The following is a 20,113-nucleotide window of genomic DNA, read 5'->3' on the forward strand; positions in this document are numbered from 1 at the left end:
CCTGCGGTGCCGTGCGACGGCGCGCAGCGCCCGTCCCGCGGGGCTCGCGCCGGCGTCGGCTGCGCGGCTGCGGCGGCGCAGCGCGAGGCCGGCGAGGCTTACAGAACCGACAGAAGGTTACGCAATTTACATATTCTCCGGCGCGAAACCGGGGTGTCCGAACCGGTTCGCCACCTGACGCCGCTCGCGCGGCGTGCCGGTACAATGCAGCGATTCGCCCGACGGCGGCCCGCAGGCTGCCGGACAACAACATACGACACGATCAGGAGACTCGAGCAAGATGGTTTCAACGGACAGCTTTTCACGGGCCGCCGCCGTGTCCTCTTCCATCGACGCCGGCTCGATTTCAGCCCGCCTCGATCGCCTGCCGCCGACCCGCAGCGTCTGGAAGCTCGTCGTGCTGCTGAGCCTCGGCTTCTTCTTCGAACTCTACGATCTGCTGTACAGCGGCTACGTCGCGCCCGGCCTCGTGAAAAGCGGGATCCTGTCCGCGACGACGCACGGCCTGTTCGGCACGACGGGCGTCGCGAGCTTCATCGCCGCGCTGTTCGCCGGCCTCTTCATCGGCACGATCGGATGCGGTTTCCTCGCGGACCGCTTCGGCCGTCGCGCGATCTTCACGTGGTCGCTGCTGTGGTACACGGCCGCCAACGTCGTGATGGCGTTCCAGGACACGGCGGGCGGGCTGAACTTCTGGCGCTTCGTCGTCGGGCTCGGGCTCGGCGTCGAGATGGTGACGATCGGCACGTACATCTCCGAACTCGTGCCGAAGCAGATTCGCGGTCGTGCGTTCGCGTGCGAGCAGGCGGTCGGCTTCGTCGCGGTGCCGGTGGTCGCGTTCCTCGCGTACCTGCTCGTGCCGCACGCGCCGCTCGGCCTCGACGGCTGGCGCTGGGTCGTGCTGATCGGCGCGCACGGCGCGCTGTTCGTGTGGTGGATTCGCCGCGAGCTGCCGGAGAGCCCGCGCTGGCTCGCGCAGCAAGGCCGTGTCGACGAAGCCGACCGCGTGATGCGCGCGCTGGAGGCGAAGGTCGAAGCCGAATACGGCCGCCCGTTGCCGCCGCCCGCGCCGGCCGAGCCGGTGCCGCCGCGCGGCAGCTTCCGCGACATGTGGGTGCAGCCGTATCGCAGCCGCACGATCATGATGACGATCTTCAACGTGTTCCAGACGGTCGGCTTCTACGGCTTCGCGAACTGGGTGCCGACGCTGCTGATCAAGCAGGGCATCACGATCACGTCGAGCCTGATGTATTCGAGCGTGATCGCGCTCGCGGCGCCGCTCGGTCCGCTGATCGGCCTCGTGATCGCCGACCGCTTCGAGCGCAAGTCGGTGATCGTCGCGATGGCGGCGGCGATCGTCGTTTGCGGGCTGCTGTTCAGCCAGACGACGGTGGGCGCGTTCCTGATCGTGCTCGGCATCGGCCTCACGCTCGCGAGCAACATCATGTCGTACAGCTTCCATGCGTACCAGGCCGAACTGTTCCCGACGTCGATCCGTGCGCGCGCGGTCGGTTTCGTCTACTCGTGGAGCCGCTTCTCGGCGATCTTCTCGTCGTTCGTGATCGCGGCCGTGCTGAAAGGCTTCGGCACGTTCGGCGTGTTCGCGTTCATCGCCGGCGCGATGGTAATCGTGATGGCCGCGATCGGCCTGATGGGGCCGCGCACCAGAGGCATCGCGCTCGAGGCCATTTCGAAGTAGGTGTCGACGGCATCACGCGTGCCGCATGCGGGGCGGCGCGCGCTGTTTGGCGGCTGGCGCAACGGAAACGAATGAGCCTGCCACGCGGCGACGCAGCAAGTCGCAACGAGTTGAAACAAAGCGTGACCAAGCGCAAAACCGCCGCGAAACCAGGGGTTCGGCCCTGCCGGATGCGGCCTGCGCGAGTAGAATGAAAGATCTGACGACTCATTAGCCCATCGGACCGATCGCACCGCATCCGCGAACGGCTCCACCGCGAAGAGGCGTCGGCGTCGGGAATTCGCAAGGACTCCGGCGCGTCGATGGCTCGCGCGGCAGATACGCCGTTCGCCTTTGCGCGGCGGCCGAATCGGCCGATGGCTTCGATCTCCATGATGCTTTCCGATCTGACGCGGTGGCTGCCCAAGCCGCGTTGCCGTTCCCTCGCAGTCGCCACGTGGCTCGCTGCCGCACTCCCGATTTCCGTTCTTGTCGATCGGCCTGCGTTCGCTGCGTCCGACGTGCCGTCGTCCGCTGCTACGTCCTCCTCAGTAAACGCATCGGCAGCGTCGCCCGCGCATGCGCCGTCGGGCGCATCGTCTGCTTCCGCACCTTCCGCGGCACATCATGCAACGCCGGCGAGCGGGGCATCGGGCGTGTCCGCGGCATCGGCAGCATCTGCCGCAGCGCCTGAATCGGCGGCATCCGCCACGTCCGCGAGCGAAGCCGAGGCGGCCGCACCGACGCCGCCGCGCCGCCATCCGCCGCTGTCGGCCGACGAAGCGAAAGACGCAACCGCGCGTGCCGTCGACATGCGCAAGCGCTTCACGCAGGAAGTCACGCGACGCCTGAACGTGCCCGCGACCGAGCAGCGCGCGTACGGCGTGCGGCTTCAGAAGGCACTCGCCGATGCGAATCTCGGCGACCTGGCGGGCGAGTACGTCGTGCTGGTCGACCGCGCGCCGAACGTGCAGGCACTGTTCATCTACTTCCGCGCGACGCCGTCCAACGGGTGGATGCTCGTCGGCGCGTCGCCGGTCGCCACCGGCTGGCCGGGCCAGTACGATCACTTCCTGACGCCGCTCGGCGTGTTCGATCATTCGCCCGACCACATGGACTTCCGCGCGGAAGGCACGACGAACGACAACGGCATTCGCGGCTACGGCAAGCGCGACATGCGCATCTTCGACTTCGGCTGGGTGGACGGCGAGCGTGGCTGGGGCAAGGGCGGCAAGTCGCCGATGCGCTTCCAGATGCATGCGACCGACCCCGATCGTCTCGAGCCGCTGCTCGGTATCCGGCACTCGAAAGGCTGCGTGCGGATCCCGGCTTCGCTGAACACGTTCCTCGACCAGCACGGGATTCTCGACGACGACTACCAGGCGCGCGTCGAGGCCGGCAAGTCGCTGTGGGTGCTGCGTCACGACCGCGACATCTCGCCGATCGCCGGCCGCTACCTGGTCGTGATCGACAGCGCGCGCAAGACCCGCCCGGCATGGTCGCCGGCGCCGGGGCGCAACGCATGGTCGAAGTTGCCGAAGAACGGCGACACGGCGGACTGACGACAGCCGGTCCGCCGGCGCGGGAGGCGTCTCGATGAGAATAAATCCGTTTTATTGATATATAAGTAAACCAAACTTTTATTATCCGATCCGGGTTCGTATAGTCGTGTCCAGTTTCGCGGAACCCTGCCGCGCCTGGACTCTCACCGACCCTACGACCCGCATGAAAACTCTTCACAAGCTCGCGCCGCTCGCGATGCTCGGCGCCTTCGCGACCCATGCCTGCGCACAAAGCAGCGTCACGCTGTACGGCCTCATCTCGGCAGGCGTCGGGTACGCGACCAACCAGGGCGGCAAGAACGCCTGGCAGGCGCTGTCCGGCACGAACCAGAACCCGCGCTGGGGACTGAAGGGCAAGGAGGATCTCGGGCAGGGGCTGTCCGCGATCTTCCAGCTCGAGAACGGCTTCAACGTGATGACGGGCACGGCCGCGCAGAACGGCCGCGAGTTCGGGCGCATGGCGTACGTCGGGCTGGCCGACCGCACCTACGGGTCGCTGACGTTCGGCCGCCAGTACGACGCGATCCACGACTACATCGGGCCCGTGATCATCGCGAGCAACGGCGTGAACATCGGCGACAACGACAACGGCTACAACGACATCCGCGTGCAGAACTCGGTGAAGTACGTGAGCCCCGTGTATTACGGGCTGAAGTTCACCGCGCTGTACGGCTTCAGCAACGCGACGGGCTTCGCGAACAACCGCGCATACAGCTTCGGCCTCGGCTACGAGCGCGGCCCGCTGCGCTGGAGCGCGGTCTATGCGCAGTACAACCATCCGTACAGCAGCACGAACCCGGACGGCGCGATCGCGAACGACTATGCATCGCCGCTGCTGATCTTCGCGTGGCGTGAACATCGTCTACACGATGACGCCGCAACTCTTTCTCGGCGCCGCGTACGCATTCACGAACGGCAAGTACGGCGTGATCGACAAGCGGCCGAAATGGCACCAGGTGAACCTGCAGGCCGATTACTTCCTGTCGAAACGCACCGACGTCGCGCTGACGGTGATCGCGCAACAGGCGGCCGGCGACGCCGATCACGCGCAGATCTTCGCGTACGCGCGCTCGACCGGCACGCGCCAGATGATGGCGACGCTCGGCGTCCGGCACGTCTTCTGAGAGCCCCGACCATGACTCATCCGATCGCATCCCGCCGCACGTTCCTGAAACTGTCCGCCGCGCTGGCCGGCACCGCGCTGCTGCCCGAAACCGGCGCGTTCGCGGCCGGCGGCGACGCCGCGCGCCGTACGGTGATCATCGACACCGACCCGGGGCAGGACGACGCCATCGCGATCCTGTTTGCGCTGGGCGCACCGGACCGTCTCGACGTGCGCGCGCTGACGACCGTGGCCGGCAACGTGCCGCTCGACCTTACCGAACGCAACGCGCGGATCATCCGCGACTGGGCCGGCCGCACGAAGACGCTGCCGATCTATGCGGGCTGCCCGCGCCCGCTGGTGCGCGAGCTCGTGACGGCCGCGAACGTGCACGGCAAGACGGGCCTCGAAGGCGTCGAGCTGCACGAACCGCGCGCGCCGCTCGCGGCCGGCCAAGCGGTGTCGTACCTCGTCGACACGCTGAGCCATGCCGCGCCGAACAGCGTGACGCTGTGCGCGCTCGGCCCGCTGACGAACATCGCGACCGCGCTGGTCGAAGCGCCGCAGATCCGCGGCGCGCTGCGCGAAATCGTGCTGATGGGCGGCGCGTTCTTCGAGCGCGGCAACATCACGCCGGCCGCCGAGTTCAACATCTACGTCGATCCGCAAGCGGCCGACGTCGTGTTCGCCAGCGGCGTGCCGATCGTCGTGCTGCCGCGCGACGTCGCGGTGAAGGCGCCGATCACGCCGGCGCGCGTCGCACCGTTTCGTGCGCTCGGCACCCGCTGCGGCGCGATCGTCGCGGACATCATGGCGGCCGAGCTCGCGTACAACAAGAAGCGGCGCGGGGCCGAGGACGCGCCGATGTACGACCCGACGGCGGTCGGCTATCTCGTCGATCCGACGCTGTTCACCGGACGCAAGGTGAACGTCGTCGTCGAGACGGCCGGGCAGTGGACGCTGGGCGAAACGGTGGTCGACTGGAACGGCCGCAGCGGCCGCGCGGCGAATGCAACGTGGATCAACGAAGTCGACGCGGACCGTTTCTACGCGACGCTCGTCGAACGCATCGCGAAGCTGCCCTGAACGTTGCGACGCGCGGTGCGGCGAACCGGCTCAGATGTGCTGCTCGATCCATTCGCGGCAGGTGCGCACGTGCGGGCCGCGATCGTCGGCGGCGAGCGAGATCAGCGAGATCGCGCGCGTGACGCGCGGCTTCTCGATGCGCAGCGCGACGAGTTCGGGATCGTGCAGATGCATCGTATAGAGGCTCGGCAGCACGGCGGTCGCGAGGCCGTTGCGCGCAAGCGCATACAGCGGCTCGGTGTACTCCATCCGGTACGCGACGTTCAGGCGCAGCTTCTCGGCGCCGCCGGTGCGATGCAGCGATTCGCTGACGCTGCCGCGCACGAACACGGCCAGTTCGCGATCGACGAGCTTCGCCCACGTGACGCTCTTCGCGTTCGCGAGCGGATCGTCGCGTCGCACGACGATCACGATCTCGTCTTCGAACAGCTGCTGGTAGTGCAGCGTGCCGTCGTCGCCGTCGGGTTCACGCACGCCGATGCCGAGATCGGCGACGCCGTCGCGCACGGCTTCGACGAGCGCGCTGTTCGGCAAGTCGGTGAGCGTGAAGCGCAGGGTGGAATGCGTGCCGCGCAGCGCGTTGAGCGCGGGCAGCAGGCGGCCGGCGACCGACGGAATGAACGCGATGCGTACGGTCTGGATGCGTTCGCCGATGAGCCGCGTCATGTCGTCGAAGGTGCCGCGCGCCTGGTTCAGCAGGCGCTCGGCGAGCGGCAGCACGGCTTCGCCCGCGGCGGTCAGCGTCAGCCGGTGCGCGGAGCGCGCGAACAGGCGGCCGCCGAGCAGGAACTCGATCTGGCGGATCGACGCGGTCAGCGCGGGCTGCGTGAGCGACAGTGCCTGCGCGGCTTGCGTGAAGCTGCGCGCATGCGCAAGGACGACGAAGTGCTGGACCTGCCGCAGCGTGAGTGCGGGCAGCAGCGACGAGCGATCGGACGACATCGGAACAGTACGGTCGGGAGGCGGTACGCGGCAGTATAAGACCGCGCCGTGCGAACCGACACAGGACAATAACCGGAATCACAGGAGAACCACCATGTCAGCGACTGACACGATGCCGGCGCGTACGCCGGCCAACTGGCTCGAACGGCGCTTCGCGCTCGCCGCGCGCGGCACGAGCGTGCGCACCGAGACGATCGCGGGCATCACGTCGTTCCTCGCGGCGGCGTACCTGCTCGTCGTGATCCCGTCGCTGCTCGCGACGGGCGGAATGGAGCGCGGCGCGGCAACCACCGCGACGATCATCGTGTTCGTGCTGTTCACGACGCTGATGGGGCTCTACGCGAACCTGCCGTTCCTCGTCGGCCCCGGCATCGGCGGCTCGGTGATCATCGGCGTGACGCTCGCGACGACCGAACACGTCGGCTGGCAGACGGGTCTCGGCATCGCGTGCGTATCGGGCGTGCTGTTCTTCCTGCTGACGATCTTCGGCGCGCGCGGCGTCGTGATGCGGCTGATTCCGGTGCAGATCAAGCTCGGGCTCGGCGCGTCGATCGGCCTGTTCGTGACGATGCTCGGATTGCGCAATGCGGGGATGGTCGTCGCGAACGCGAAGACCAACGCGTTCGCACTCGGCGATTTCTCGCGGCCGGGCGCGCTCGTCGCGCTGATCGGACTCGCGGTCGCGATCGTGCTGCAGGCACGCAAGGTGCCCGGCGCGATCCTGATCGCGATTCTCGTTGCGGCCGCGGCCGGCGTGCCGCTGGGCGTCACGCATCTGCCGGCGTCGTTCGTGTCGCTGCCGCACAGCATCGCGCCGATCGCGTTCAAGCTCGACATTCGCAGCGCGTTGACGCTTGCGGCCGCGCCGTACCTGTTCGCGTTCTTCGCGGCGGAATTCTTCTCGACGCTCGGCACCGCGCTCGCGGTCGGCGCGAAGGCGAACCTGCTCGACGAACAGGGCAACCTGCCCAACATCAACCGGCCGTTTCTGGTCGACTCGCTCGCCGCGACGCTCGGCCCCGTGTTCGGCATTCCCGCGCTGACCGCGTTGATCGAGTCGGCGGCCGGCGTCGAGGCCGGCGGCCGCAGCGGGCTGTCGTCGCTGGCCGCGGCCGTGCTGTTCGCCGCGATGCTGCTGTTCGTGCCGGTCGCGCTCGCGATTCCGAAGGAGGCGACCGCGCCGGCGCTGATCCTGATCGGCCTGTCGATGTTCGCGACCATCCGCCATACGCACTTCGACGACTTCACCGATGCGCTGCCGGTGATGTCGATGGTGCTGCTCACGCTGATGTCGAACAGTTTCGGCACCGGCATCGCCGGTGGGCTGCTGTGCTACGTGCTCGTCAAGCTGCTGGCCGGCCGCTGGCGCGATGTGTCGTGGGGGCTCGTCGTGCTCGCGCTGCCGCTCGGCTATTACTTCTGGACCGTCGTGAAGCCGCACTGAGAGACGGCTCTCACGACGCATCGGCACTACCGCAAAAAGAGACTGACATGAAGGCAACACCAGGGAACGTCCCGGCCGCGCGCACGGGCATCGAGATCACGCCGGCCCATCGGGCCTTCTTCCACGCGCTGCCGAAGGTCGAGCTGCATTGCCACCTGCTCGGCGCGGTGCGGCACGACACGTTCGTCGCGCTCGCGCAGCGCAGCGGCGCACCGATCGAGCGCGCGGAGATCGACGCGTTCTATGCGCGCGGCGAGAAGCCCGTCGGCGTGCTGCACGTGCTGCGCGCGCTCGACAAGTACTTGCTCACGCGCGCCGACGATCTGCGCCGCATCGCATACGAGTATCTGGAGGACGCGGCCGCACACAACGTTCGGCATGCAGAATTCTTCTGGAATCCGACCGGCACGGTGCGCGTGTCGGGTATCCCGTATGCAGACGCGCAGGCGGCGATCGTGACGGCGATTCACGATGCCGCGCGCGACTTCGGGATCGGTGCATGCCTGATCCCGAGCATCGATCGCGAGCAGGATCCGGACGAAGCGGTCGCGATCGTCGAATGGATGAAGGCGAATCGCGCGGAGGAAGTCGCGGGGATCGGCATCGACTATCGCGAGAACGATCGGCCGCCGGAACTGTTCTGGAAGGCGTATCGCGACGCGCGCGCGGCGGGCTTTCGCACGACCGCGCATGCGGGAGAGTTCGGGATGCCGTGGCGTAACGTCGAAACGGCCGTCGACCTGCTGCACGTCGATCGTATCGATCACGGCTATACGATCGTCGACAACCCGGCGCTGTGCGCGCGCTACGCGGAGCGCGGGATCGTCTTCACCGTCGTGCCGACGAACTCGTACTACCTGCGCACGCTACCGCCGGAGCAATGGGCGGAACTGCACCCGATGCGCAAGATGCCGGGGTTCGGGTTGAAGATCCATCCGAACACCGACGATCCGACGCTGCACAAGGTGAACCCTTCGGAGGCGTGGGAGCTGATGTTCAGCCACTTCGGCTTCACGGTCGCGGACCTGAAGCAATTCATGCTGAACGGGATCGACGGCGCGTGGGTCGGCGACGCGACGAAGGCCGCGTGGCGCGCCGCGTGGGCGCCGGAATTCGACGCGCTGGCCGCGACGCTCGCGGCGGGCTGAGCGCGCGCTGCGTTCGGCAACCGCCGGCCGGCGTGATGCGCAGGCCGGCCGGCTTCACGATGATCCGAATCAGCGGAAGAGCTTCAACCAGTCGAACAACCCGACGTGCGGGCGCCGCTTCGGCGCGGGCGCCGGCGCGCTGCGCGGCCGGAAGTCCGGCGAGAACTGCACATGCGGATCGATCGCGCGCGCGCGCAGCGCAGCATCGTAGAACGACCCGACGATCGGCAATGCGCTGTGCGCGCCCGCACCCCAGTAGTCGCTGCGCAGCGTCACGCTGCCGTCGTCGAAGCCGACCCACGCGCCGGCCACCAGTTGCGGATGCATCAGGATGAACCAGCCGTCGGTGTTGTCCTGCGTCGTGCCGGTCTTGCCCGCGACGTCGACGCGAATGCCGTAGCGCGAGCGGATGTCGGCACCCGTCCCGTAGTCGACGACACCGCGCATCACGTCCACCAGCGTCTGGGCCGCGGCCACCGGCAGCGCGCGTTCGGGCGGCGCGCTGCCGAATGTGGCGAGCACCTTGCCGTCGCGATCCTCGATGCGCGTGATCATCTGCGGCGCGACGTACACGCCGCGGTTCGCGATGGTCCCGTACGCGGACACCATCTCCTTCAGCGTGACGGGGCTCGTGCCGAGCGCGAGCGACGGCACCGCGTCGAGCGGGCTCTCGCGCACGCCCATCGCGCGCGCGAGCTGCGCGACCCGCGCCGCGCCTACGCGCTGCATCACTTGCGCGGTGATGCGGTTGCGCGACAGGGCCAGCGCGTCGCGCAGCGTCATCGGCGCGTCGGTCGGCGGCTCGGCATCGGTCGGACGCCACACCGCGTGCGCATCGACCGGGATCGCGACGGGGCGATCGACGAACGTATCGCCGGGCCGCATCCCGTCCGCGAACGCGGCGGCATAGACGAACGGCTTGAACGTCGAGCCCGGCTGGCGCCGCGACTGCACGACGTGATCGAACGGCTCGCTGCCGAAATCGGGGCTGCCGACCCACGCGCGAATCGCGCCGTTGCGCGGATCGATCGCGACGAAGCCGGCCTGCACCTGCGTCTTGCGCTCGCACAGCGCGCGCATGAACGTGCGATCCGCGCCGAGCTGCCTGAGCGCCGCCGCGTCGGCGAGCCCCGCGTCGTGCGCCGCGCGATACTCGGGCGTCTGCCGGATGAAGCCGCGGAACACGTCGTTGTGCAGCCCGCAGCCGGACGGGTTGCGCCATGCGTCGTCGGCGATCGCCTGCAGCCGTTCGGTCTGCCGGGTCAGCGCTTGCGTCGCCATGTCCTGCAGCCGCGCATCGAGCGTGGTGTGCACGACGAGGCCGTCCGAGTAGAGGTCGTAGTTGTTGCGGTCGGCCCATGCGATCAGCCACTTGCGCAGCTGCACCGCGAAGTGCGGCGCCGGGCCCGGCTGCGCGGTCTGCGGCTCGAAGTCGACGCGCAGCGGCCGGCGCTGCAATTGCGCGAGCTGCCGCGGCGACAGCATCCCCATCGCGGCCATCCGGTCGAGCACGATGTTGCGGCGCTGGACCGCGCGCTCCGGATTCAGCACCGGGTTGTAGTAGCTGTTGCCCTTCAGCATCCCGACGAGCGTCGCGCTCTCGACGATGTCGAGCTGGTCGGCCGATTTGCCGAAGTAGGTGCGCGCGGCCATTTCGACGCCGTACGCGTTGTACAGGAACGGCACGGTGTTCAGGTAGGTCTCGAGGATCTCGTCCTTGCTGTACACCGTCTCGATCTTGAACGCGGTGATCAGCTCCTTCACCTTGCGCGTGAGCGTCGGCGCGCGGCCGACTTCGTCCGGATACAGGTTGCGCGCGAGTTGCTGCGTGATCGTCGAGCCGCCCTGGCGACTGCCCGAGAACGTATGGAGCCCGGCCGCGAGCGTGCGGCGCCAGTCGATGCCGTGATGCGCGTAGAAGCGGTGGTCCTCGGTCGCAATCAGCGCATCGACCATGTGCGGCGAGATCTGCTTGAGCGGCACCCATTCGCGATTGACGGACCGGAACTCGGCGATCAGCTGGCCGTCGGCCGACAGCACGCGCGCCGGGCGGTCGATGCGCGCCTTGCGGATGTCGCCGATGCTCGGCGTGAACGGCACGAACGCGAGCAGGACCAGCAGGCCGAGCAGCGGAATCGCGGCGAGCGTCAGTGTGATGCCGCGGCGCGTCGGATGGCGCAGGCGATGCCACGCGTCGGCGCTCAGCGCGCGGGCGCCGTCACGGCAGCGAAGCCACAGATTGCGAAGGAACGGCACGAAGCGATTCACGGCGGGAGGAGCGCGAGCGGAGAAGGCGCGATCCTAGCAAACCGGGCGGTGCCGGCTGTGGCGAAAAGGCCGGTTTTCTTGCAGGATTTACAGACGATTACGTTTGTTGCCTGCACACAATCTTTCCGCGCACGTGCCGCCCGCGATTCCTCGGATCAATGGCCGGCGGCCGCCGCGCCCACCACGTCCGCGAGCCGCTGCGCGGCCGCCTCCATCCGCGCGCGATCGAAGCCGCCGAAACCGAGCACGAGCCCCGGCCGCGCGGTGCCCGGCGCGAACATCGGCGACACCGCGCGCACCGCGACGCCCGCTTGCGCGGCGCGCGCGACCACGTCGAGATCGTCGATCCCTTCGGCGAGCCACAGCACCACGTGCATCCCTTGGTCGCCCGGCTGCACCCATGCGCGTTCGCGCGGCAGCCGCGCGCCGAGCGTGTCGATCAGCAGCGCGCGCTGCTCCGCGTAGACGCCGCGCACGCGACGAATGTGCCGGTCGAGATGCCCTTCGGCGATGAATGCGGCGAGCACGTGCTGATCGGCGGTCGGCGCATGGCGATCCATCAGCGCGCGCGCACCGCAGAATGCGGGCACGAGATCGTCGGGCGCGATCACGTAGCCGAGCCGCAGCGACGGAAACAGGATCTTGCTGAACGTGCCGAGATACACCACGCGCTCGGGATCGAGCCCTTGCAGCGACGGGAACGGATAGCCTTCGTAGCGCAGCTCGCTGTCGTAGTCGTCTTCGACCACCCACGCGCGCTGCGCTCGCGCCCAGCCGAGCAGCGCGTTGCGCCGCGCCATGCTCATCGGCATCCCTAGCGGATACTGGTGCGACGGCGTGACGAACGCGGCGCGCGCATCCGGCGCGAGCCGGATGCCGGCTTCGACGTCGATGCCGTCGGCGTCGACCGGCACGCGGACCATCGCGTCGCGCGCGCCGGTGCTCTCCAGCAGCGCGGTGATGCCGCGATAGGCGGGATTCTCGACCCACGCGCGATCGTCCGGGCCGAGCAGGACCTGGCGCGCGAGGTGCAGGCCCTGCTGCGTGCCGGTCGTGATCACGACCTGGTCGGCGCTGCAGCGTACCGAGCGCGAGCGGCGCACGTAGTCGGCGACCGCTTCGCGCAGCGGCAGCGCGCCCTGCGGGTCGGCATAGCCGGACGGCGCCCCGGCGCCGCGCGCGCGCAGGCGGTTGCCGAGCCGGCGCCAGATGTCGTCGGGCGCGGTGAGCCCGGCCGGCACCGAGATCGCGAACGGCACGGCCGGCAGCGGCTGGAACTCGCGGGCGATCCGCGCGAACGTCGCGGCGGGCTCGGGCAGGGCGGTGTGGGCGGCGGGTTCAGGGTGGTCAGCGCGTTCGGCACGGTCGGCACGGTCGGCACGTTGGGCACGTTCGGCGCGGTCGGCACGATCGGCACGTTGGGCACGTTCGGCGCGTTCGGCGCGTTCGACACGTTCGACACGTTCAGCGAGTTCGGCGAGATCAGCGAGTTCGACACGTTTACGCGGTGCGGGTGGCCGATCGGCCAGCGCGTTCGCGACCTGCGTGCCGCGGCCGCCGCGCGACTCCAGGAAGCCTTCGGCGACGAGTTGCGCATACGCATCGACGACGGTGCCGCGCGCCACCTGCAGCGACGCCGCGAGCAGCCGCGTGGACGGCAACGCGTCGCCGGGCAGCACGTCGCCGCGCCGCACGGCGTCCCGCAACGCCTGCGCAAGCTGGCGGCTGAGGTCGCCGGCCGCGCGGTCGAGCGCGCCGAGCGACGGGATTTCGACGATCCGGGCGGTTCTTGCCATGATTCTGGTCTACTGAAATTGTTCTAAACCGGCTCTACAGCATAAACCAGTTAGAGATCACAATCAGCGCATGACGCGCCGCCTGCCGGCCCGTTTCTTCCAACCCTGCCTGACCGTGGAGCCGCCATGTATGTCCCCGCCGATTTCGCCGAATCCCGCCCCGAGGTGCTGCGCGAGCTGATCGTCCAGCATCCGTTCGGCAGCCTGATCACGCACGGCAAGAGCGGGCTCGACGCGAACCATCTCCCGTTCGAACTGCTGCCGGGCGACGGCGGGCTCGGCGAGCTGCATGCGCACGTGTCCCGCGAGAATCCGGTCTGGCAGGACGTCGCGAACGGCGACGAGGTGCTGGTGATTTTCCGCGCCGGCGACGCGTATATCTCGCCGACCTGGTATCCGAGCAAGCACGTCGCGCATCGGCAGGTGCCGACGTGGAACTACAGGGTCGTGCATGCGTACGGCCGCATCACGGTGCGCGATGACGAGAAGTTCGTGCGCGGCGTGGTCGCGCGGCTGACGCGCACGCACGAGGCGTCGCAGCCGGTGCCGTGGAAGATGGCCGATGCGCCGAAGGACTATCTCGACGCGATGCTGCAGGCGATCGTCGGGCTGCAGATTGAAATCACGCGATTCGTCGGCAAGCGCAAGCTCGGGCAGAACAAGTCGGTCGACGATATTCGCGGCGCGGGTGACGGGCTGATCGCCGACGGCAACGTGGCGATCGGCGAAGCGATGCTCGCGGAGGCCGACGCGAAGCGCGGGTGAGCCGGGCGCCATGCGTCGTGAATGGGAATGATTCGCGCGCGGGGCGCAACCCGCGCAACCCGCGCCTGCCGCGCGTTACTGCGTGCGCGGCGTCCCGCCGGTTGCTCCGCCAGCCTGCGCCAGCGCGCCGCGAATCGCCGCCTCCGTCTTGTCGTAGCCGCCTTCGCCATAGCGCGTATAGACGACTTTCCCGTTCGCATCGATCAGGTACAACGCGGGCCAGTACTGGTTTCCATACGCGCGCCACGTGTCGTAGCGGTTGTCCTGCGCGACCGGATACTGTATGCCGAAGCGCTTGAGCGCATCGGCGACGTTCTTCGGATCGCGCTCGAACGGATACTCGGGCGTATGCACGCCGACCACGACGAGCCCCTGGTCGCGATACTTCCGGTACCAGTCGTTGACGTACGGAATCGTGTGAATGCAGTTGATGCACGAGTAAGTCCAGAAATCGACCAGCACGACCTTGCCGCGCAACTGGTCGAGCTTGAGCGGCGCGCTGTTGTGCCACCGGTCGATGCCGGTGAAGTCGGGTGCCGGCGTGCCGGCCAGCGAGGTCGTCATCCCCGCGTCGTCGCGGGTGCCGGCGAACGCGGCGATCCCGGCCGTGGCGGCGAGGGCGATGACGAGGGCGGCAGTCTTGAGTCGGGGCAGCATGGCGTTTCTCCGGTTCGGCCGGCCGCCGCGCGATTGCGTCGGCCGGGCGGGTTTCGACAGCCCTCATTGGGCCGCGCCGACGTATCTGCGATGTGTCCGGCGAGCCGCGCGCGTGCAACGTTGTGTGTCGTCACGACGGTGCGATACATTGGGATACAAACACGTGCCTGCGCTGCGGTATAAAAGCGGACATCGCCTGCCGCCACATCACGACACCGACCCCGAGCCCGAGTCATGGACAAGATCGACCACGTACTGATCGTCGACGACGATCGCGCGATTCGCGAACTCATCGCGGACTACCTGGAGAAGAACGGCATGCGCGTGTCGCTCGCCGCGAACGGCCGCGACATGCGCAACGTGCTCGACGACGGCGCGCCCGACCTGATCGTGCTCGACCTGATGCTGCCCGGCGAGGACGGCCTCACGCTGTGCCGCGATCTGCGCGCCGGCAAGTTCCGCACGGTGCCGGTGCTGATGCTCACCGCGCGCAGCGAGGAAACCGACCGCATCGTCGGCCTCGAGATGGGCGCCGACGACTATCTCGCGAAGCCGTTCGCGGTGCGCGAGCTGCTTGCGCGGATCCGCTCGGTGCTGCGGCGCGCGCGCATGCTGCCGCCCGGCATGCAGGTGACGGAGACGACCGGGATGCTCGCGTTCGGCGAATGGCGGCTCGATACGACGGGGCGGCACCTGCTCGATGCCGAAGGCACGCTGGTCGCATTGAGCGGCGCCGAATACAGGCTGCTGCGCGTGTTCCTCGACAATCCGCAGCGCGTGCTCACGCGCGACCAGTTGCTCAACCTCACGCAGGGGCGGCAGTCCGATCCGTTCGACCGGTCGATCGATCTGCTCGTGAGCCGGCTGCGCCAGCGGCTGCGCGATGGCGCGCGCGAGCCGCGCTACATCAAGACGCTGCGCAACGAGGGCTACGTGTTCTCGGCGGCCGTGACCGAGGCCGAGGGCGACGCATGAGCGCGCGTGCGCTGCTGCGCTGGCCGCGCTCGCTGTTCGCGCGGCTCGCGCTGATCCTGTGCGTGGGCCTCGCGCTCGCGCAGACGCTGTCGTTCTGGCTCACCGTGACCGAGCGCGACCAGGCGACCACCAACCTGATGATGGGCTACATCGAGCGCGAGGTCGCCAGCTCGGTCGCGCTGCTCGACCATCTGCCGCCCGATCAGCGCGCGGCGTGGCTGCCGCGCCTCGCGCGGCGCAGCTATGCGTTCATCCTCGGGCCCGGCGAGACGGGCACGCCGCCGGAAGCGCGGCTGTCGGCGCGCGTCGAGCGCTCAATCTCGGACGGCATCGGCGGCGACTACCCGCTGACCGCGAATTCGATCCCCGGCGACCGCGAACATCTGCAGGTGCATCTGCGGCTGACCGACGGGTCGCCGCTGACGATCGACATTCATCCGATGTCGACGGTGCCGCTGTCGGGCTGGCTGCCGGCCGTGCTCGCGGTGCAGCTCGCAGTGCTGGCCGCGTGCTGCTGGCTTGCGGTGCGGCTCGCGACGCGGCCGCTGAACCAGCTCGCGCAGGCCGCCGACGCGCTCGGCCCCGACCTGAAGGGTGAGCGTCTGAACGAAGACGGGCCGTCCGAAGTCGCGCGCGCGGCGCGCGCGTTCAACGCGATGCAGGACCGCATCGCGCAGTACATGGCCGAGCGCATGCAGATTCTCGCGTCGATCTCGCACGACCTGCAGACGCCGATCACGCGGATGCGGCTGCGTGTCGACGTGATGGACGACGACGTGCAAGGCGGGAAGCTGCGCCAGGATCTGCTCGAGATGGAGCATCTGGTGAAGGAGGGCGTCGCGTATGCGCGCACGCTGCACGGCACCGAGGAGGCCGCGCGCCGCATCGATCTCGATGCGCTGCTCGACAGCATCGTGTGCGACTACACGGACGCGGGGCAGGACGTCGCGCTGCAGAGCGGCGGCCCGCTCGCGCTGACGACGCGGCCGAAGGCGCTGCGCCGGATCGTCGGCAACCTCGTCGACAACGCGCTGAAGTTCGCGGGCGCGGCCGAGATCGCCGTGGAGTCGGCGCCGGGCGGCGGCGCGGTCATCGCGGTGCGCGATCGCGGGCCCGGCATTCCGGACGATCAGCTCGACGCGGTGTTCGAACCGTTCCGCCGCGTGGAGACGTCGCGCAATCGCGAGACGGGCGGCACGGGGCTCGGCCTCGCGATCGCACGACAGCTCGCGCTGGCGATGGGCGGCACGCTCACGCTGAGCAACCGGCAGGACGGCGGCGGGCTGGAAGCGCGGTTGACGCTCGTGAACGCGGCGTGACGCATCGCTGCGGGCGTCGAAGTCACGCCCGCGGCTGCGCCCCCACGCTGATGTTCATCGCTGCAAATGCGCGTCGACCAGCGGCGCGAGCGTGTCGGCATGGACGGCCGCGAGATCGTGCCGGCCGCCCGGCACGACGTGCAGCCGCGCGTCGGGAAGCCGGTCGCGCAGGCGCTCGCCGGCCGCGACCGGGCTGATCGGATCGTCGTCGCCCCACAGCAGCAGCGTCGGCCGCGCGATGCGGCCGATGTCGTCCGACAGGTCGGCCCGGAACGTCATGAACCAGTCGGGCAGCTGCGGGTTCGCTTCCGCAAAACCGGTGCGCCAGTCCAGCGCGCCGAGCCCCTGCATGTCGAGACCGCCGGACGTGACCGTCAACACCAGATGCGTGACGCGTTCGGCGCGCTCGAGCGCCGCGCGCATCGCGATCACGCCGCCCATCGATTGCGCGATCACGGCGGTCGGCCGGTCGATCGCGGCCAGCACGTGACGCACGAGGCCGTCGAAGTCGTCGACGGCCGGATCGCGCGGCGTGTCGCCGAAGCCCGGGTACGCGACGATCCGCCGCGCGGCCGGATGCGCGAGGCGGCTCGCGAGCGGTTGCCAGAAGGCGGTGCTGCCCGATGCGCCGGGCAGGAAGAGCAGTTGCGACGGAACGGGCATGGCGGGGCGGGTTTCCGTTGAATGAAGCGGGATGACGGGCGAGGCGGGTGCCGATGCGTCAGCACCGGCCGGTGCGCAGCGCGACGGTCCAGTCGTCGCGGCCGTGCGCTGCCGCGGTGGCCGCGGCCGTGTGCCAGTCGTATTCGACCGCATGGAATTCGGCGTGCCAGCCGGACGGCGTGCGCGACACCATCGCATAGCGCGCGTGCGGCGAGCCGGTTTCGATTCGATGCGGATGCGGGAGATCGTCGGTGTACGCCTGCAGCCCGACGCTGCCCGGGTTGACGATCAGCCGGCCGTCGTCGAGCTTCGCCACGCGCGGCAGATGCGTGTGGCCGCACAGGATCAGCGACGCGGATGCGTCGCCCGCGCGCTGCGCGATTTCATCGCGCGTCGCCGCGCGGCAGCCGTCGGGCGTGACCGTTTCGAGGAAATAGATCAGGTCGCTCGTGGGCGTGCCGTGCACCAGCAGCACGTCGTCGCCGAGCGTCAGGCGTTCGGGCAGCGCGGCGATCCATTGGCGATGATCGTCGCGGAGCGTGTCGTGCGCCCAGCGGTCGGACAGCCGCATCGATTCGCGCTCGCCGGTCAGCAGCTGCCGTTCGTGATTGCCCTTGATGGTCGGCAGGTCGAGCGCGATCAGGCGGTCGGCGGTTTCGGCAGGGTGCAGCGCGCCCGATACGATGTCGCCGAGATTGACGATCAGGTCGGCGCCGCGGCGGCGCACGTCGGCGAGCACGGCGTCGAGCGCGGCAAGGTTGCCGTGGATGTCGGACAGTGCGGCGATTTTCATGGCGGCAAGTCGATGGGGGAACGGCGATTGTCGCCAATTCGGCGCGTGGCGTCCAATTGCTTCACGGCATCGGCGCGTGATGCCGCGGGGCGGCACGTCAGTCGGTCGCGAGCCGCGCGTACATCGCGAAATCGCCCGGCGTGCCGCGCACCATCTTGTATGCGCGCAGCAGCCCTTCGTAGCGGTAGCCGCACTTCTGCAGCACGCGCGCGGAGCCCGCGTTGCTGGCCAGCACGACGGCCTGCATGCGCATGAAGCCGCCTTCAGCGAACGCCCACGCGGTGACGGCTTCGCACACCGCGCTCGCGATGCCGCGCCCCCAGTGAGACGGCGCGAGGTCGTACGCAATCTCCGCCGAGCGGTTCACGGTGGACACCGTATGCAGCCCGACCGTCCCGGCGAGCGCGCCCGAAGCGGTGTCGACGATCGCGAGACGCCGGATCGAATCCGGATCGGCCGATTCGATGTTGTCGAACATCGGCAGCAGATCGTCGGGCGAGCGCAGGTTCCAGCTCGTGTGGCGGAAAACGTCGGGATTCGACAGGTACGCGTACCACGCGTCGAGATCCGCGCGTTCGAGTTGCCTGAGCGACAGGCCGGGGATTCCGGCGCGCGGCGGTGTGGCGATTCTCATCAGTTGCTCCGAGAAACCCCGTCCTTCAGGACGGGGAGGAAAGGAGTGCAGTTGACAGGCAGCTTCTTCCACGGGTTAGGATCACCTGCATGATCCTTGTCTATCGCTACCGGGTGAAATCGCTCAACGGACTGCTCAACAAGCAGAGCCGCGCGGTGAACTACGTCTGGAACTTCTGCAACGACACGCAGAAGCACGCGCTCAAGTGGGGCAAGAAGTGCCCTACAGGATTCGACCTGAACGTGCTGACGACCGGCAGCAGCAAGGAACTCGGTATTCACTCCGGCACGGTCAACGCGACTTGCGAGCAATATGCGAAGTCGCGCAGTCAGCACCGACGCCCGTACCTGCGTTATCGCGGCCGGAAATCGCTCGGCTGGGTGCCGCTGAAGGGCCGAGACCTGAAGCGCGAGGGCGACGCGTTTCGCTTTGCCGGCAACACCTTTCGCGTGTTCAACAGCCGGCCGCTTCCCGAAGGCAAGATCAAGGACGGGACCAACTTTGCGCAGGATGCGCGTGGCAACTGGTTTCTCAACATCGTGATCGAGATGCCCGATGTTCAGGCCCGCCCGATCCGTTCCGGCGTCGGCATCGATCTCGGCCTGAAAGACTTCGCCACACTTTCGACCGGCGAGAAGCTGCCCAATGACCAATTCGGTCGACGAGCGGCGGAAAAGCTGGCGAAAGCGCAACGGGCGCGAAAGCACAAGCGGCATATCGCGAAGCTGTACGCCAAGGTCGCGAATGCCCGTGCCGATTTCCAGCATAAGCTCGCGCTCGATCTGGTGCGGCGTTTCGATTACATCGCGGTCGGCAACGTGTCGGCCGTCAAACTTGCCAGAACCAGGATGGCGAAGAGCGTCTACGACGCATCCTGGTCGTCCTTCCGGAACAAGCTCCGCTACAAAGCGATCGCGCACGGGGCCACGTTCGAGGAAGTCGACGAAAGCGGTTCCACCCAGTCTTGTTCGGCGTGCGGGTCGAAAGACAGCACGACGCGGCCGAAAGGTATCGCGGGACTGCGAATAAGAGCATGGGCCTGCAGTGACTGTGGTGTCGACCATGATCGAGATACCAACGCTGCGTTGAACATTCTCCGATGCGGACGTGCATCGCCAGGTGTGGGAATCCTCTCCCTTTAGGGAGATGAGGACGTCAAGCATGAAGAAGCTCCCGGTGGACGGCGCGCAGCCGATTATCGTCCGCGTCGCCCCGCGCTGTACAGGCACGGCATGCGCGTGGCGGCTACGCCTCCGACTATCTCAATTTCGACAAGAAACT

16 protein-coding genes and 2 pseudogenes are annotated in these 20,113 nt (G+C 68.4%); 10 read left to right on the forward strand and 8 right to left on the reverse strand.

All coding sequences use genetic code 11. The features are described from left to right. Positions 1 to 126 precede the first annotated feature (126 nt). Complete coding sequence (locus O1Q03_RS08960; RefSeq protein ID WP_269503138.1) at positions 127 to 330, reverse strand: hypothetical protein; 204 nt, start codon at positions 328 to 330, stop codon at positions 127 to 129. On the opposite strand from O1Q03_RS08960, the gene O1Q03_RS08965 reads away from it, so the two are divergent. From O1Q03_RS08965 to O1Q03_RS08980, 4 genes and pseudogenes are all read left to right on the forward strand, one after another. Then, a complete protein-coding gene (locus tag O1Q03_RS08965; protein WP_269502885.1) occupies positions 281 to 1,699 on the forward strand; it encodes an MFS transporter in 1,419 nt (472 codons plus the stop codon). The genes O1Q03_RS08960 and O1Q03_RS08965 overlap by 50 nt on opposite strands. 635 nt (positions 1,700 to 2,334) lie before the next feature. Next, complete coding sequence (locus tag O1Q03_RS08970; protein ID WP_269502886.1) at positions 2,335 to 3,240, forward strand: hypothetical protein; 906 nt, start codon at positions 2,335 to 2,337, stop codon at positions 3,238 to 3,240. A 163-nt stretch (positions 3,241 to 3,403) separates the two neighbouring features. Next, positions 3,404 to 4,364: pseudogene (locus O1Q03_RS08975) on the forward strand (porin). A gap of 11 nt (positions 4,365 to 4,375) precedes the next feature. Then, positions 4,376 to 5,428, forward strand: coding sequence for a nucleoside hydrolase (locus O1Q03_RS08980; protein WP_269502887.1), 1,053 nt, complete (start codon positions 4,376 to 4,378; stop codon positions 5,426 to 5,428). A gap of 30 nt (positions 5,429 to 5,458) precedes the next feature. On the opposite strand, the gene O1Q03_RS08985 is transcribed toward O1Q03_RS08980, so the two are convergent. Beyond that, positions 5,459 to 6,370, reverse strand: a complete 912-nt coding sequence (locus O1Q03_RS08985) for a LysR family transcriptional regulator (RefSeq protein WP_269502889.1) — start codon at positions 6,368 to 6,370, stop codon at positions 5,459 to 5,461. A 94-nt stretch (positions 6,371 to 6,464) separates the two neighbouring features. On the opposite strand from O1Q03_RS08985, the gene O1Q03_RS08990 reads away from it, so the two are divergent. Together O1Q03_RS08990 and add are read left to right on the forward strand one after the other, a co-directional pair. Continuing rightward, positions 6,465 to 7,814, forward strand: coding sequence for an NCS2 family permease (locus O1Q03_RS08990; RefSeq protein ID WP_269502890.1), 1,350 nt, complete (start codon positions 6,465 to 6,467; stop codon positions 7,812 to 7,814). Between the two features lie 47 nt (positions 7,815 to 7,861). Next, positions 7,862 to 8,962, forward strand: coding sequence for an adenosine deaminase (add, locus tag O1Q03_RS08995; protein ID WP_269502891.1), 1,101 nt, complete (start codon positions 7,862 to 7,864; stop codon positions 8,960 to 8,962). Positions 8,963 to 9,031: 69 nt separating this feature from the next. Here the strand turns inward: add and O1Q03_RS09000 are convergent, their stop codons facing one another. Then, positions 9,032 to 11,230, reverse strand: coding sequence for a penicillin-binding protein 1A (locus O1Q03_RS09000; protein ID WP_269502893.1), 2,199 nt, complete (start codon positions 11,228 to 11,230; stop codon positions 9,032 to 9,034). Positions 11,231 to 11,397: 167 nt separating this feature from the next. After that, positions 11,398 to 13,026, reverse strand: a pseudogene (gene pdxR / locus O1Q03_RS09005) (MocR-like pyridoxine biosynthesis transcription factor PdxR); the annotation flags it as partial. Positions 13,027 to 13,152: 126 nt separating this feature from the next. Between pdxR and O1Q03_RS09010 the strand changes: the two are divergent. Continuing rightward, the gene (locus O1Q03_RS09010) at positions 13,153 to 13,791 is read left to right on the forward strand and encodes an FMN-binding negative transcriptional regulator (RefSeq protein WP_269502896.1); all 639 of its coding nucleotides are present in this window, start codon (positions 13,153 to 13,155) and stop codon (positions 13,789 to 13,791) included. 75 nt (positions 13,792 to 13,866) lie between these two features. Here O1Q03_RS09010 and O1Q03_RS09015 read toward each other — a convergent pair whose 3' ends face one another. Beyond that, a complete protein-coding gene (locus tag O1Q03_RS09015) occupies positions 13,867 to 14,448 on the reverse strand; it encodes a thioredoxin family protein (RefSeq protein ID WP_269502897.1) in 582 nt (193 codons plus the stop codon). A 234-nt stretch (positions 14,449 to 14,682) separates the two neighbouring features. Between O1Q03_RS09015 and O1Q03_RS09020 the strand changes: the two genes are divergently transcribed. Together O1Q03_RS09020 and O1Q03_RS09025 are read left to right on the forward strand one after the other, a co-directional pair. Beyond that, positions 14,683 to 15,423, forward strand: coding sequence for a response regulator (locus O1Q03_RS09020; protein ID WP_269502898.1), 741 nt, complete (start codon positions 14,683 to 14,685; stop codon positions 15,421 to 15,423). Next, positions 15,420 to 16,742, forward strand: a complete 1,323-nt coding sequence (locus tag O1Q03_RS09025) for an ATP-binding protein (protein WP_269502899.1) — start codon at positions 15,420 to 15,422, stop codon at positions 16,740 to 16,742. Before O1Q03_RS09020 ends, O1Q03_RS09025 begins: the two co-directional genes overlap by 4 nt. Before the next feature lie 54 nt (positions 16,743 to 16,796). On the opposite strand, the gene O1Q03_RS09030 is transcribed toward O1Q03_RS09025, so the two are convergent. The 3 genes from O1Q03_RS09030 to O1Q03_RS09040 form a co-directional block, all read right to left on the reverse strand. Beyond that, positions 16,797 to 17,405, reverse strand: coding sequence for an alpha/beta fold hydrolase (locus O1Q03_RS09030; RefSeq protein WP_269502900.1), 609 nt, complete (start codon positions 17,403 to 17,405; stop codon positions 16,797 to 16,799). 58 nt (positions 17,406 to 17,463) lie between these two features. Continuing rightward, positions 17,464 to 18,198 carry a metallophosphoesterase family protein gene (locus tag O1Q03_RS09035; protein ID WP_269502901.1) on the reverse strand — a complete coding sequence of 245 codons (735 nt, stop codon included), beginning with the start codon at positions 18,196 to 18,198 and terminating at the stop codon, positions 17,464 to 17,466. A gap of 97 nt (positions 18,199 to 18,295) precedes the next feature. Next, entirely contained in the window at positions 18,296 to 18,832 is a 537-nt protein-coding gene (locus O1Q03_RS09040; protein ID WP_269502902.1) for a GNAT family N-acetyltransferase, read from the reverse strand. 89 nt (positions 18,833 to 18,921) lie between these two features. Between O1Q03_RS09040 and O1Q03_RS09045 the strand changes: the two genes are divergently transcribed. After that, positions 18,922 to 19,974: an RNA-guided endonuclease InsQ/TnpB family protein gene (locus tag O1Q03_RS09045; protein ID WP_269502904.1), complete on the forward strand. Its 1,053-nt coding sequence runs from the start codon at positions 18,922 to 18,924 to the stop codon at positions 19,972 to 19,974. Positions 19,975 to 20,113: the final 139 nt, after the last annotated feature.

The organism is Burkholderia sp. IMCC1007 (genome assembly GCF_027257875.1).
GTDB lineage: Bacteria > Pseudomonadota > Gammaproteobacteria > Burkholderiales > Burkholderiaceae > Burkholderia.

Excerpts from the sequence above, each read along its gene's own strand:
- O1Q03_RS09030 (WP_269502900.1), bottom strand. The coding sequence starts at position 17,405 with ATGCCCGTTCCGTCGCAACTGCTCTTCCTGCCCGGCGCATCGGGCAGC.
- O1Q03_RS08960 (WP_269503138.1), bottom strand. The coding sequence starts at position 330 with ATGGAAGAGGACACGGCGGCGGCCCGTGAAAAGCTGTCCGTTGAAACC.
- O1Q03_RS09015 (WP_269502897.1), bottom strand. The coding sequence starts at position 14,448 with ATGCTGCCCCGACTCAAGACTGCCGCCCTCGTCATCGCCCTCGCCGCC.
- O1Q03_RS09010 (WP_269502896.1), top strand. The coding sequence starts at position 13,153 with ATGTATGTCCCCGCCGATTTCGCCGAATCCCGCCCCGAGGTGCTGCGC.
- O1Q03_RS08980 (WP_269502887.1), top strand. The coding sequence starts at position 4,376 with ATGACTCATCCGATCGCATCCCGCCGCACGTTCCTGAAACTGTCCGCC.
- O1Q03_RS09020 (WP_269502898.1), top strand. The coding sequence starts at position 14,683 with ATGGACAAGATCGACCACGTACTGATCGTCGACGACGATCGCGCGATT.
- O1Q03_RS09045 (WP_269502904.1), top strand. The coding sequence starts at position 18,922 with ATGATCCTTGTCTATCGCTACCGGGTGAAATCGCTCAACGGACTGCTC.
- O1Q03_RS08985 (WP_269502889.1), bottom strand. The coding sequence starts at position 6,370 with ATGTCGTCCGATCGCTCGTCGCTGCTGCCCGCACTCACGCTGCGGCAG.
- O1Q03_RS09035 (WP_269502901.1), bottom strand. The coding sequence starts at position 18,198 with ATGAAAATCGCCGCACTGTCCGACATCCACGGCAACCTTGCCGCGCTC.
- O1Q03_RS08965 (WP_269502885.1), top strand. The coding sequence starts at position 281 with ATGGTTTCAACGGACAGCTTTTCACGGGCCGCCGCCGTGTCCTCTTCC.
- O1Q03_RS09040 (WP_269502902.1), bottom strand. The coding sequence starts at position 18,832 with ATGAGAATCGCCACACCGCCGCGCGCCGGAATCCCCGGCCTGTCGCTC.
- O1Q03_RS08990 (WP_269502890.1), top strand. The coding sequence starts at position 6,465 with ATGTCAGCGACTGACACGATGCCGGCGCGTACGCCGGCCAACTGGCTC.
- O1Q03_RS09025 (WP_269502899.1), top strand. The coding sequence starts at position 15,420 with ATGAGCGCGCGTGCGCTGCTGCGCTGGCCGCGCTCGCTGTTCGCGCGG.
- add (WP_269502891.1), top strand. The coding sequence starts at position 7,862 with ATGAAGGCAACACCAGGGAACGTCCCGGCCGCGCGCACGGGCATCGAG.